Consider the following 13,856-nt stretch of genomic DNA (forward strand, 5'->3'; position numbering starts at 1 on the left):
CAAATTCTATATTATTAACACTGAAACTCTCTATATAAAAGTTACTTCTTTTTTTAGTAGTTACTCTCATTTATCGTAAGTATAAAAAATATACCTAAGTCCCTCTTAGTATATTTTATAACAATATTTTGCGTTCTTCAACCTTCTTTCTTTGTGTGTTATACTTAACATGTAAGAGTTATTGTTCCATCTTTCGAACAATCTTTTCACAGTAATCTTGAGGCACAAGCCTCATCATGTTATATATTGAATGATATTTACTATTAGAAAGGAAAAATCTATTATGAGTATTTCACGCGAAGACATTTTACAAGCTTATAATTTCCGTTATGCATGCAAAAAGTTCGACAAGAACAAAAAGGTATCCGATCTCGATTTCAACATGATCTTGGAAGCAGCTCGTCTGTCCCCAAGTTCCTTCGGTTTTGAACCATGGAAGTTTCTAGTTATCGAAAAACAGAGCTTAAAAGACAAATTGTACCCTGTATCCTGGGGCGCTCAGAAGAGCTTGGACGGTGCCAGCCATTTCGTAATTTTATTGGCCCGCAAAAAAGTGGACACTTTAGCTGATGCTCCTTACATCACTCACATCATGAAAGACATTAAACACATGCCTGAAGAAGTTCAGACTATGATGCGTGGTGCTTACGGCAACTTCCAGACTAACGACTTCAAATTGGTTGACAGCGACCGTGCTATGTTCGACTGGGCTTCCAAACAGACCTACATTGCCCTTGCCAACATGTTGACTACCGCTGCAATGCTCGGCGTAGATTCCTGCCCTATCGAAGGCTTCAACATCGAACAAGTGGAAGCAATCTTGAAAGAAGAAGGCGTTCTCGATACTGACCACTTCGGCGTATCTGTTATGGCCGGCTTCGGCTACCGCGATGAAGAACCTCATCGTGAAAAAACACGTCAGGCAATGGAAGACATTGTAACTTACGTAAAATAATTCAATAGTAAGAACTACGTTATATAAACGTAAAACGATATAAGATTGTTACGCTGTAATTACATTTAGGTAGTTGCAGCGTACTTCTATATACGGTATAGGGGGATTTATGGGGATTCTGGTGCTTTTAATAACAGCCTTGGCTTACGGTTTTATCGTTACACTCATCGTGGGCAGCTTTACCGCATTGTTGCAGCTGTTCGGCTATGAACATTTGTATAAGCCGCCGATTTTGATGACACTTTTTCAAACACTACATATTCCGGAAAACGAGTTTTATGTGGCTATTGCCTGGACTTTGCTCATATTCCTGTGTTTTATCGTGCTCTTCCAGTTGCCACCGGTGCAGGGTCTGTTTTTAAAATTTCAAAACATCTCCAAACCTAAAGATGATATCGAACGTTATCTCCAGGCTTTGTGGGGTGAAGTTTGTCAGCGCGCCAATGTGGATCCTCATAAATATCGGCTCTATATTCAACACGAAAATAACCTGAACGCCTTTGCCCTCGGCCACGATCGTGTAGTGGTACTGGTCGGCGCTTTGTCAGTGCTCGAACCTGAAGAGGTGAAAGCTTTGCTGGCTCACGAACTGAGCCATCTGGTTCATCGCGATACGACCTACGGCATGACGCACTACGCCCTGTCTCTAGCTTATAGTTGGGTTATGAATATCTTTAACTTTTCCATTATAGTGCTTACATGGATTTATAATATTCTCCGCTTCATTCCCGTTGTCGGTTGGATTGCGTTTGTCTTTATTTTGATTAGCCTCTGGTTCCGCGTTGTCATATTCATTTTTCACTTCATCGTGGACTTGTTCCTGCTTCTGCTGATTCCTTTAGGCGTTCGCCGCCAAGAGTTCAGAGCGGACCGCTTCGCCTACGAACTGGGTTACGGCGATTCCATGATATCCCTATTGGAAAAACTGATCCATTATTATGGCGACACCAGCGGTTTTACAAACCAACTTACCAACGATCATCCGTCTTCCCATAAGCGAATTGAACGAATTAAAAAGCTGTTCGAAAAAGGCGCTCCCCTTAAAATCAAATCCTCACCTCAATACTAATTCGCCGCAATACTAAGCAAGTAAGAATCCGGGCCATAGAGAATCAACCGTTCTCCATGGCCCGGTTTTTATATGCCTTAATAATTTATTGCGACCATCTGCGTAGATTATCTTTTACAACCTTTGTCCCCGCCGCCGCTTTGATGCGCTACGTCATTCTCTTACTTTGGAGCTTTAGTTGTTCCGTCGCTTCCATCAGTACCTCCATCACCATCGTGTTTGCCCTCCTCAGCCTCTTTATCTGTGCTTTTATCTTTACTGCTGTCTTTCCCTTTATCTTTGTTTCTATCTTTGTTTTTATCTTTATCTGTTCTCTTATCTTTGTCTGTATCTGAGGCTTTATCTTTATCTATATCATCGACCCTATACGGAATGAATTGACTGTCATCAAAAAATCTGGTGTAGTCAATCGATTCACACTGGTAGCGAAACTCCTCATTTTCTTTATCACCGTCCATTTTCGTATCTGTATTGCCACTTACCGGCTCCTTACTAACTATCTCTTTGTGCGCTATCTCTTTACTCGTTACCTCTTTATTTGCTACCTCTTTATTTGCTACCTCTTTACTTGCTACCTCTTTACTTGCTACCTCCTTACCTTCCAGGTCTTTATTTTCTAACTCTTTACTTCGCTTCCGTCGATTCCATTGTCGCTTGCTCATCATCTTCACATTCCGGTTGACCACTTCTTCGCCGCCTACATAGACGTGCATATTGGTCCGGTTCATCAGTTCAAACATAACCGGCCGCATGAGTTCCATAAATATAGATGCTACGGCACGTGCACCGGTTCCTCGTTGCAAAGCTTCTTCCGCTATGGCAAATAAGCCATCCTCAGACACTTCCAGCGTATTTCCCGCAGAATTGAGTAATGTGACGTATTCTTTAATCACACTATGCTTGGCTTCGGCCATAATATTCATCAAATCCGCATGATGCAATCGATCAAATCGAATCCTCCACGGCACTCGGCCCACCAGTTCCTCCATAAGTCCATACTGAATAAGCTGACTGTCCGTAATCTTGTTTTTCCGTTCCCATTTACTCACTTCTTCCATTGATACAGTTCCATTTTTAAATATCATTTGTTTGTCTTCGCCAACCGCAGCATTCTGCAGCTCATGGAAAGAGCCCATAAGGATAAATAAAATGTTCGCCGTATTAATCTGTATATCTACACATTCCACGCTTCCATTAATTACATTCCCTTCCACCATCTTTAACAACTCTGACTGAAAACAATGTTCCGGAAATTTATAATCCGCCTTAAGGTTCGGATCCATCCTCTTTTTGTCGAATTCATCAATACAGAGGATCGCTGTTTCTGCAATGGGAATGATTCTATCCTTCGATCCAAAGTTAAAATCACTCTCGCCTGCCTTTTCCATAGCCTTTAAAATAACAGGTTCCATGATTTGAGACAGTGATTTATCGCCCTTCCAGCCATTTGCCATATAATCACAAGCATTTACCGTCACTACGGGGCAAGGAAGGTCTTTAAATTCCGCCAACGCGCGAAACGTTTCTGTTTTCCCTGTCCCGCTGGATCCGATAATAAACGCATTCTCTTTAATCTGTACTTTTTCATTAGTAAATGCAGTATTGTGCTGACAGCGTTTTACATGCCACGCAATTAACGTAGACAATTGCTTCAACGCACTGTCCTGTCCTTTTACATATTTCTGCATATGCCGGTAAATTTGCTTTGCTGTTACTGTAGATTTATTCATTATGTCCCACCCCTTTACTTATTGTATCGTTTCTTCAAAAAGTATACTTTCTTTAATCTAAATATACATTTTGCTTAAATACAGTGTCAATACGTAGATTTTTTATTTTAAAATCTACATATTGCTTATTTTAGCGGTTCATAGTACGATAAAATTAACTATTCGTAAAGGGAGGTCTACAAAATGTCAACTGACACGGCTCAATATAAAGCACTGCCAGCCACATTCGGGGAACGTTTGGCCATGATTCGCAAGGAAAAGGGCTATACGACGGCTCGCGAATTTTATGATTACATGTACAATCACTGGTCTCGCCTGGATAAAACGGCGCCCATTACCTACACCACCTATTCGGCCTACGAAAATAACTCTCGTCAGCCTAAGTTAGAAGTAGCCGCCGAATTGGCTCGCTTTTTAAATACATCCTTAGATATATTGTTGGATTTATACAATGAAGAGTACGTGCTTCACTACCTGCAGTCCCATAACTACGACGCACATAGCATTGGCGAGCACATCGTAATCAATATGAATGGAAATTACATCGGCATTCAGAAGAACATTCTTCTCCGCATTCTCCACAAGGGACACAATAAATGGTCCGATTTCATTGAGCAGTATCTCAACCGCGTGTTGAGCAACACATTCCGCCATTTCTCTGACAAGAACATCCTGGCCGGCAACGATCTCATTGGCGCCGCCATGGCCGGCCTGCTGGATGTGGATTTTAACGAGTACAAGGAAAGCATGGCCCACACGACGAGAGCGTTGAAAGTGTATTTTAACGAGAATCCTGTTATGGCTTTGTTGTTCTATTACTTTACTCATACGAATCCCTTTGAAAATCCGCGACGCACAGAAGATTTCCTCAATATGACTTATACTTACTCCACATCGGAGCACCCATTCAACGAAGACTACTTGTACCAACACTACTCGGACGATTTAGTGGATATGTTCTATTATGCGGACACCATGATTCGCATCGACTTCATCGACCAGTATTTATTGGAAATATTGGGCATGAAGAAATCTGAAGCGTACAATTTAAAAACTTGGTTCTTCTTAGGTCTCGTTGGCGGTTTCCACATGGCCGAATACAGTTACAATGAAAATGATTTGAGCTCCGCTCCGACATTCTATCTGTCCCATCTCTACTCCGGTATGGAAGATGACGATGATCTGTTCATTACCATTGACGACGAAAGCCTCATTTACGAGCCGCCTTATAATAGGTCTGATAACAATCAGCCCCATATGCGTGAAACCCGCGACTCTTATACTGTTCAAAATGTATATGCCAAGGAAAAAAAGAAAGGCCCGTCCAACAAATAATAAAAAAGCCCCGCTTCTTACGAAGCGAGGCTTTTTCTTATGTAACTGAATAACCGGCAGATTTTGTAAATGCTTTAAACTCTACACAGTTTTTTCAATTAGTCGTATTTCAATTAATCATGTTTTAATTGTTTGTTTCCCAAACCTGTTTTTCTGAAGATTGTGAAGCATAAGCTAAGGATGATGGATACTACGGTAGCCAAGCCCATACCTTGAAGGATTACAGGACCGATAGCTACTTGCGCACCGCTAATACCGGTAACGAGTACAACGGATGTGAGAATCAAGTTGTCCGGACGAGTGTAGTCTACTTTACGTTCAACCAACATACGCAAACCGGATGCGGCAATGATACCGAAGAGCAAAATACTTACGCCGCCCATAACCGGTACCGGAATGGCGTGAATAACTGCAGCCACTTTACCTATAAAAGAGAAGAGAATCGCCAATACGGCTGCACCGCCGATTACATACACGCTGAATACGCGAGTAATTGCCAATACGCCGATGTTTTCACCGTAAGTCGTATTTGGAGTAGCACCGAAGAAGCCGGATAAAATGTTGGCAATACCGTCGCCCAACAAGGAACGTTCAAGACCCGGATCTTTCATCAAGTCGCGGCCCACGATGTTACTGGTTACTACCAAGTGACCCACATGTTCCGCAAATACTACGAACAAGGCCGGCAGAATCATAAGAATTGCATTAATATTAAATACCGGAGCCGACATGTGTGGCAAGGAGAACCAGGCTGCGTGTTCCACATTGCTGAAGTCCACAACGCCCATAAACGCTGCCAATGCATAACCGGCCACTACGCCGATAAGCACAGGGATTACGGAGAAGAATCCGCGGAATAATACGGTTCCTAAAATAGTTACGGCAAGGGAGAACATGGAAATCGTCACAACTTGCGTATGTGTCATGCCCAAGCTCTGCCAGGAATCACCGGTAATACCGGCCATACTCATAGCCACCGGAGCCAATTCCAAACCGATAACCGCTACGATAGCACCCATCGCTGCCGGCGGGAATAATACATCAATCCAGCCGATGCCAACGAAGCGAACTACGAAGGATAAAATTACGAAGGCCAAACCGAAGGCGATAAACCCGCCCTGTGCCGCTTCATACGGCATACCTACCGCCATTACAGCCAATACAGGTGCGATGAAGGCGAAGCTGGAGCCTAAGTAAGAAGGAATTTTACCTTTACAAATAAATAAGTACAAAATTGTGCCGATGCCGTTCATGAACAGCGCTGTTGCCGGGTCGGCTTTTAACAAATATGGAACCAATACGGTGGAACCGAACATGGCGAATAAATGTTGAAAACTCAACGGCAGCATGGCCGCATTACTGGGGCGTTCAGAAACGTCAATAAAATCTTTCATTGCCTATTCCTTTCTAAATACCAATACTGAAACACAGCTTTATAAAATAAACTGAAATACAGTTTGTTCAAATAAGAAAATACCGTTTATACGAATATTATTAGTAACACTACGCGAGTTGTTCCCTCCTCCATGTGAGCCGGTGCGAAACGACTACGTGGAGTCGATCCCTACTCTATGTGAGCCGGTGCAAAACGGCTGCGCGGAGTCAATACCTACTCAATATGAGCCGGTGCGAAACGGCTGCGTGTTTCTTCACGCAATGACGGAATATGTCCGCTTACGCCGATTTTCTTGCGCGCCATTTCACTGCGATGAGCAACGTTAAATAAAATAGCCAACGCAATGACATTGGTCAGCAAGGACGAACCGCCGTAGGATACGAAAGGCAGCGGAACCCCGGTTACAGGAATCATTCCGCTAACCATGATCATATTGAACACGGCCTGACCGCCGATAATGAGCGTAATGCCTGCAGCTAATAATTTACCGTAGTAATCTTTCGCTTTCAAGGCAATATTAAGGCCATAGTAAATGAACATAGCCACTACAATGATTAAAATAAGTGAACCGATAAGGCCCGTTTCCTGAGACCAAACGGCAAAGGCAAAGTCTGTGTGAGCTTCCGGCAAATAGTGGTATTTGGCAGAACCTTGTGCCAGGCCCTGTCCGAATATACCGCCGGAGCCGATGGCAATCATACTTTGCACGCTCTGATAACTGAGCGACTGTGCGTAGCCCCATGGATCCCACCAGGCTAAAATACGTTCTTTACGGTATGCGGAATTCATAATGCCGATAGCGGCAATAGGAATCATGGCTAAAAATCCGTATATCATGATGAGGGCGCTTTTTCGAGACAGCCCGGAAATAATCATGAGCATTACCGGAATGGCCGCAATCAGTAAGGCGGTCCCTGTATCCGGTTCAACCAAAGTGAGGGCAGCGTATAAAAACGGCAGCCACAATGCTACGGCCGGTACTTTGCGTCCATTGCGAGCGATGTTGTTCAACCAGCCGATAGAGCCTTTATATGTGAAGGTTTCCATCCAGGATAAATACCTCTGCTTGCGATGCTGCAGGTCAATCCAATGGGCGGCCCACAAAATACTGCCCAACTTGGCAAATTCCGAAGGCTGAACGGAAATTAAGCTGCCCAGCTGAATCCAGCGTCGTGCACCGTTTACCGGCTCGGCGAATTTTAAAACGCCCAGCAAGGCTACAGCCACAAAGACCATAAAGCCTTTGATAGCCACCTCGGTGTACTTAGATGAACGGAAGTGTTGGTAATCAATCTTATAGAAAAATATCCCCGCCAACGCCGAAATAAGTAAAAAGACTATATGTTTAAAGTAATTCGTCTGATAAAACGCCGGCGCAGTCGATCCTTTTACAATCATGCCGGAGCTATATACGTTAAAAATACCGATAACTATCCAAATGAGACTACAAAAGATAATCCCCTGAAAATCGCTGCGAACTATGTGCGTCTTCCAATATTTTCTTATTGCCTTCACCATTTGAATCATGGCTTACGCCTCCTTTGGTTTAATGGCTTCCAAACGGAAAATCGGCTGTCCTTTTTTACTGAATTTTTCTTCGTATTCGGTCTTAACGTTCGGTAAGTCCGTGCTATGTAAATCGTAAGTTACATTTTTTAACGTCCAACCGGCGTTTTTAAACTCTTCCAAGGAGAATAAGAACAAGCCTTCGTTGTCGGTTTTAAAATGAACTTCCCCATCTTCTTTTAAAAGACGTGCATATCGTTCAAGGAAACGATGATAGGTTAAGCGACGTTTTGCATGGCGCGCTTTTGGCCATGGATCGCAGAAGTTGATGTAAAAACGGTCAACTTCGCCCGGTTCAACGATGCCTTCGATACCTTCAATGTCAAATAAGGTAACGCGTGCATTCGGTGCACCTTGTTCGAAGATTTTCTGTGCTGCGTAGTATAATACGCCGAGCTGTACTTCAAATCCGAGGAAATTGGCTTCCGGATGTTCTTCCGCCATGCCGGCGATAAAACGACCTTTACCGGTACCCAGTTCCAAGTACAAAGGCTTTGTAGGGTCTTCAAATAATTCGCGCCATTTTCCTTTGTGTTCTTCGTGATTCTCCAACACAACGTGGGAGCTGTATTCGTGAATTGCTTCGTCAATCCATGGTTTTCTACGTAATCGCATAATCTCTCCTTCTAATATGCTCTAACTTAATTATAAAAAAGGTGTGAGAATTCAGTCAATGAAATTCACGCCCTATACTTGCTAAACATTGACAACAACGGTCATTTCGCAGGCCGTCAATGCGCCATTACTAATTGTATCAATAAAATCGAATAGATTCAATATATAAAAAAAACGAACCTCTCATTAGAGAAGTTCGTTTTCGTCTTGTATGGTGGACGATGACAGGATCGAACTGCCGACATCCTGCTTGTAAGGCAGGCGCTCTCCCAGCTGAGCTAATCGTCCGTATTTGGTGACCCGTGGGGGAATCGAACCCCCGATACCGCCGTGAAAGGGCGGTGTCTTAACCGCTTGACCAACGGGCCAAAATGGTGACTCACCCGCGATTCGAACGCGGGACACCCTGATTAAAAGTCAGGTGCTCTGCCAGCTGAGCTAGTGAGTCATGTGTAAAAGTGGCAGGGGTGAAAGGATTCGAACCTTTGAATGACGGAGTCAGAGTCCGTTGCCTTACCGCTTGGCGACACCCCTATCTTAACAAAGATTAAATCCGATGAAAAATTGGCTCCTCGAGTAGGACTCGAACCTACGACCGATCGGTTAACAGCCGATTGCTCTACCGACTGAGCTATCGAGGAATGCAATGGAGCGGAAAACGAGATTCGAACTCGCGACCCCCGCCTTGGCAAGGCGGTGCTCTACCACTGAGCTATTTCCGCATGTCACAACAGAAACAATTTTACATCGTTAATAAGTAATTGTCAAGAGTTTTTTTATTACTTATTATCTTCAAGTCAGTTCCCCTGACTGCTTTACTATAATATCAAATAGCCTTGCGTCCTGTCAACACCTTTTTTACATTTTTTTTACAAGTTCTTAATTTAATGTAAAAATTAAACGAAAAGAATGAAAAAACGGCACAGCTGACTTATGTTATGTTAGTCTGTGCCGCTTTGCCTATCTGTCTTTGCCGCTTTATTCTGCTCCGTCATTGAAACTTAGTAAAGCGTGAACACATTCGGAATCGGAAGTTCCATAGTGCCCAAGCCTACACCTTTGTGTTTGCTTGCTTCCGCATCATTCATCATCTGAACCACCACGTCCATCAATTTGCTATCCGCCATAGGTCCATATGGTTCCGCTTGTAAAGTTTTTACCAAAGCAGCTCCCGTAGGTGTTACCAATTCACCTTTTACAGGTGTAACATACGTAGGAAATCCTTCTAAAAGATTTTTCGTAGCGGGCGTAGGAATATCCATGAGTCCATGGGCGCAGCGCACCTTGCCATGCCCCACATGGAGCGGCGAAAATTGCACAGACGTCACTTTCAGATAGTCCAGACAAATCATGGTGCCCACAATATCAATAATGCAGTCGATGGCGCCCACCTCATGGAAATGCACTGCTTCCAGCGTCGTATTATGCGCCTTCGCTTCCGCATGTCCCAAGTGAGTAAACGCTTCTATGGCCTTCTCCTTCACCCACGGTGACAAATCGGCAGCCTCAATGATGGCCTTTATTTCCATATAACCGCGATGCTCACCATGACCGTGAATACGGCCCATAATCTTATGGCCCAAATGATGAACCGCAGATTCTTCCTTAGCAAACTTTAGTTCAGCAGATTCTATTTTCACTGAATGCGCTTTGTAGTGTGGATCCAACGCTACATTAAAGTAGGTCCCTTCCACACCGCTTTTATTTTGTTTTTCATGTATCAACGAAAAGCCGCCCAAGTTGAGCTTGGCCAGTTCGTTTTCAAAATATTCAAAAGGAACGCCATAGTCAAGCAGGGCGCCAACCATCATGTTGCCGCTTACCCCTGACATGGCCAGTCCATACAGCTTCTTCAAGAGCTGCACCTCCTCTTTATTCTCCGGCCGTTACAGCAGACTGCCACATAGTTTCCATATTCTTCACATTGTTACAATAATATGGCACATAGTTACAGACTTTTGTTACATAGTTACAGTTTACTTAACGGCCGTCCTGCAAAATATTGCCGGGACCATCCTCTGCTACGGTTACTTCCGCTTCACCGAATGTTTTCATGTCATTCAGCATGTGAAGGGATGCATCCAATAAAGATAAACCGAGTGTGGAGCCTACGGCTTCATCGACTGCCAAATCGTAGTTCAAATATGTGGTGAATCCTAGGTATTTCATCTGTGCTTTGTGAACCGGTTCATTGTACGCAACAGACGGGAATACATAGTCTTTTACAAGCGGATTAATCTTCGCAGCCGCCAACACAGCCGCACCTGTAACTGCCGTATCAAATACAACGGCGCGCTGCAGTGAAGCCGCCTTTAATAAAAAGCCGGTAAGCATTACGATTTCAGGAGAACCTACGGCAGCTAATATATCCACCGCTTCTGCCTCTTCCAGACCATAACGTGCCATGGTCATTTGCAAACGCTCCGCTTTTTCGCGAATCGACAAGGTGCATTCGTTATCGGTCAATAATTCCGCCATATCATACTGTGTGATGGCCTTGGTCAAAGCCAATCCGCTGAGCAAAGAGCGTTCGCCAATGGTGCCCACGCCAATAGCGTCAATGCCTTGAGCCGCCATTTCTTCCGCCAAATCAGCGCCGGCCTGCAGCAATGCATCCACGTCCGCCTTATTTTCAAAAGCCGGATGCATGCCGAAGAAACGGCTTCCGTTATTAACTTTTTTCTGAATTACATTTGTCAGGTCAGTGGTGTCCTGTTCCAGCCCCGAATCAACTACATAAATAGGTGCATTCAGGCGTTCTGCCATAGCACCGGTAGGGCTCGGACCTTCTGCCAAACGTGCCACTACAGCTTTCGACTCATGCCCTTTTGTGTGATTTTGAGGGCCATCCACCGCCGTGTCACCGGCAAATATGATGATGCCTTTTTTCACACTCTTAGGCTGTTCGTTTTCAAAAATGCCGGCCAAACGTACGGCAATTTCTTCCAGTTTAGCCAAGCTGTATAAAGGTTTCGTCAAATTATCCACACGTGTGCGGCATACGGTCATACAGTCCCCGTTCAACGGTTTTATTGTGATCTCTTTCATTTGTCGCACCGTCCTTCCAATGATTGATACATACGCACAGTCATGTCGAGCATGGACATTTGCATGGCACCGCCGGAGGCTTCGCCCAGGCAGAGGCCCAATGTTACGTAAGCGGTTAAGCCTAATTTTTCCAAGGCTTTTACATGACCTTTTTCCGCTGACAAGTGGGAGGCCATTACATATTCCATGCTGATTGGCGCGATGGCATGTGCCATTAGGGCGCACGCCGTCGTGTTATATCCATCTAAAATAACTAAGCATTTTTCAGCGGCCGCACCAAGAATAATCCCCATGATGCAGGCAAATTCCAAACCGCCTACCGATTGGAGCACGGCCAAACCGTCTTCTTTCGGAACATGGCTATATTTTTCCAATACATCGTGAACGATGCGGGTTTTCAATGCTAACCGTTCGTCGGAAATATTCGTGCCCCGACCGGTTGCTTCTTCTGCAGTAAGACCTACATACTTCGCCGTAATAATCGCACTGGCCGTCGTGTTGCTGATTCCCATTTCACCTACGAGGAATGTGTTGAACCCTTCAGCCTTTTTCTCCTGCACATAGGCGATGCCCACTTCAATGGCTTTAATGGCTTCGTCTTTTGTCATGGCCGGTTCTTCTAAAAAGTTTTTAGTACCCATTGCCACTTTCGAATGGCGAAGGCCCGGAGTGTCCGACATATCAGCCGCGATGCCCACATCGATGGCGTCCAGCGCTGCGCCGCAATAGCCGCCCAATGCATTGGCGCCGGCCCCTTTTGCAACCAAATAGTTGCGCGTCATGTCTACAGTAACGCTCTGTGGATAGGCGCTGACACCCATCGTAGCTACGCCATGATCGGCGGAGCAGATGACCATACTGCCCTTTGGCAATACAGGATACACCTGTTCCGTGGCCATGGCATATTGTTTCACCATATCCGCCAACTTACCGTAACTGCCGTATAAAGTCCCCTTATTCCATACTTCGTCTATCACCTTGCCGATGGAAACATCAGCCGGCTTAATTCTGTCGCATGTGTCTAAGAATAAACTCATTTATTTCTCCTAATCTAAATTAATTCTGATTCTGAATTAAGTCGTTCTTCTTCAATCTAAATCATGTCATGACTTGTTAATCCAAATCAAGTAATTGATACATAATCTAAATCAACTCATATTCGAAAATTTATCGCGAATCTCCTTGGCCTCTATCAGATACTGCTCTAACGCTGCCTCATCGTCACGTTGTAACATATCTTCCAGCGCATCTACTTCTCGTCGCAGAGCATTCAATGCGTTCGCCACTTCCAGACGGTTACCGCCGATGATTTCACGCCACATAGAAGGCAAGCCGCCTGCCACACGGGTTACATCGCGAAATCCGCCGGCCGCCAATGACAGACGCAAATCGCCCTGTTCATCGCCACCGGCCACTTTAGCTACCATGGCTGCCACTAAATGAGGCATATGGCTTACTGCCGCCATAAAGCCATCGTGCTCCGCCATATTGATATATTCTACGCGCGAACCCAGATGCGCGCCCATGGCGGCCAATTCCTGTGCTCCTTCTTCGCTCCAGGACGGATCTGTATCATTTAATACAATCCACGTGCAGCCTGCAAACAGATGAGGCGTAGCCATTTCATAGCCGCCCTTTTCAGAACCGGCCATTGGATGAATGGACACAAACTTCGCATGAGCCGGTATGTGCGCATGCACTACGGCCGCAAAGTTGCGCTTCGTACTTGATACGTCGGTAATAAGTGCACCGTCCTTGAAAAAGGGAATGCACGTTTTAAAGACTTCCCCATTCGTATCCGGCGGCAATGCAAATACTACAATATCTGATTGGCGAATAACGGTTTCTAAATCTGTACTCGCCTCATGAACGCCGCCATCGGCCACCGCCTTATCGCATACGGACTGGCGCCTCGCGTACCCCACAACGCGGTAGTTCGAGCTACCGCTCAACCCTTTCGCCATAGATCCGCCAATTAAACCAAGTCCGATAATTCCAACTGTTCTACTCATAACTTCCCTCCATGAGCCCCTCTCTCAATAGGCTCCCTACTATACTACAATTACTATCCGAGTAGATAATAAATAATATTTATTATAACCCTTATTCCTTAAATATTTCCAGTTTTATATTATTCATAAC

11 protein-coding genes and 6 tRNA genes are annotated in these 13,856 nt (G+C 44.7%); 3 read left to right on the forward strand and 14 right to left on the reverse strand.

Annotation, left to right across the window (positions count from 1 at the left end):
- Positions 1-283: 283 nt before the first annotated feature.
- Both KHZ77_RS08945 and KHZ77_RS08950 read left to right on the forward strand, forming a co-directional pair.
- Positions 284-955 carry an NAD(P)H-dependent oxidoreductase gene (locus tag KHZ77_RS08945; protein WP_295198097.1) on the forward strand — a complete coding sequence of 224 codons (672 nt, stop codon included), beginning with the start codon at positions 284-286 and terminating at the stop codon, positions 953-955.
- 109 nt (positions 956-1,064) lie between these two features.
- Positions 1,065-2,024 (forward strand): M48 family metalloprotease, encoded by a 960-nt coding sequence (locus KHZ77_RS08950; RefSeq protein ID WP_295198100.1) that lies wholly within the window; start codon positions 1,065-1,067, stop codon positions 2,022-2,024.
- A gap of 161 nt (positions 2,025-2,185) precedes the next feature.
- Here the strand turns inward: KHZ77_RS08950 and KHZ77_RS08955 are convergent, their stop codons facing one another.
- Positions 2,186-3,754 carry an AAA family ATPase gene (locus KHZ77_RS08955; protein WP_295198103.1) on the reverse strand — a complete coding sequence of 523 codons (1,569 nt, stop codon included), beginning with the start codon at positions 3,752-3,754 and terminating at the stop codon, positions 2,186-2,188.
- A gap of 183 nt (positions 3,755-3,937) precedes the next feature.
- Between KHZ77_RS08955 and KHZ77_RS08960 the strand changes: the two genes are divergently transcribed.
- Positions 3,938-5,089: a helix-turn-helix transcriptional regulator gene (locus tag KHZ77_RS08960; RefSeq protein WP_295198106.1), complete on the forward strand. Its 1,152-nt coding sequence runs from the start codon at positions 3,938-3,940 to the stop codon at positions 5,087-5,089.
- A gap of 113 nt (positions 5,090-5,202) precedes the next feature.
- Here KHZ77_RS08960 and uraA read toward each other — a convergent pair whose 3' ends face one another.
- The 13 genes from uraA to KHZ77_RS09025 all read right to left on the reverse strand — a co-directional run bounded on the left by uraA (position 5,203) and on the right by KHZ77_RS09025 (position 13,726).
- Complete coding sequence (gene uraA / locus KHZ77_RS08965) at positions 5,203-6,483, reverse strand: uracil permease (protein ID WP_295198108.1); 1,281 nt, start codon at positions 6,481-6,483, stop codon at positions 5,203-5,205.
- 215 nt (positions 6,484-6,698) lie between these two features.
- Positions 6,699-8,012, reverse strand: a complete 1,314-nt coding sequence (locus KHZ77_RS08970; RefSeq protein WP_295198111.1) for an FtsW/RodA/SpoVE family cell cycle protein — start codon at positions 8,010-8,012, stop codon at positions 6,699-6,701.
- 3 nt (positions 8,013-8,015) lie between these two features.
- Complete coding sequence (trmB, locus tag KHZ77_RS08975) at positions 8,016-8,666, reverse strand: tRNA (guanosine(46)-N7)-methyltransferase TrmB (RefSeq protein WP_295198114.1); 651 nt, start codon at positions 8,664-8,666, stop codon at positions 8,016-8,018.
- 212 nt (positions 8,667-8,878) lie between these two features.
- Positions 8,879-8,954: transfer RNA gene (locus tag KHZ77_RS08980), tRNA-Val, on the reverse strand.
- 5 nt (positions 8,955-8,959) lie between these two features.
- A tRNA-Glu gene (locus KHZ77_RS08985) sits at positions 8,960-9,034 on the reverse strand.
- A gap of 4 nt (positions 9,035-9,038) precedes the next feature.
- Positions 9,039-9,114, reverse strand: a tRNA-Lys gene (locus tag KHZ77_RS08990).
- Positions 9,115-9,125: 11 nt separating this feature from the next.
- Positions 9,126-9,200, reverse strand: a tRNA-Gln gene (locus KHZ77_RS08995).
- 31 nt (positions 9,201-9,231) lie between these two features.
- Positions 9,232-9,307, reverse strand: a tRNA-Asn gene (locus tag KHZ77_RS09000).
- Between the two features lie 6 nt (positions 9,308-9,313).
- Positions 9,314-9,388 (reverse strand) — tRNA-Gly (locus KHZ77_RS09005).
- 279 nt (positions 9,389-9,667) lie between these two features.
- Complete coding sequence (locus tag KHZ77_RS09010) at positions 9,668-10,522, reverse strand: LarC family nickel insertion protein (protein ID WP_295198116.1); 855 nt, start codon at positions 10,520-10,522, stop codon at positions 9,668-9,670.
- A 124-nt stretch (positions 10,523-10,646) separates the two neighbouring features.
- Positions 10,647-11,714: a nicotinate-nucleotide--dimethylbenzimidazole phosphoribosyltransferase gene (locus tag KHZ77_RS09015; protein WP_295198118.1), complete on the reverse strand. Its 1,068-nt coding sequence runs from the start codon at positions 11,712-11,714 to the stop codon at positions 10,647-10,649.
- On the reverse strand, positions 11,711-12,751 hold the full coding sequence (locus KHZ77_RS09020; protein ID WP_295198121.1) for a nicotinate-nucleotide--dimethylbenzimidazole phosphoribosyltransferase: 1,041 nt from the start codon (positions 12,749-12,751) through the stop codon (positions 11,711-11,713). The genes KHZ77_RS09015 and KHZ77_RS09020 overlap by 4 nt, the downstream gene beginning before the upstream one ends.
- Before the next feature lie 111 nt (positions 12,752-12,862).
- Positions 12,863-13,726: a prephenate dehydrogenase/arogenate dehydrogenase family protein gene (locus KHZ77_RS09025; protein WP_295198124.1), complete on the reverse strand. Its 864-nt coding sequence runs from the start codon at positions 13,724-13,726 to the stop codon at positions 12,863-12,865.
- Positions 13,727-13,856 lie beyond the last annotated feature (130 nt).

Origin of the sequence: Veillonella sp. (genome assembly GCF_018364065.1) — a bacterium.
Taxonomy (GTDB): domain Bacteria; phylum Bacillota; class Negativicutes; order Veillonellales; family Veillonellaceae; genus Veillonella_A.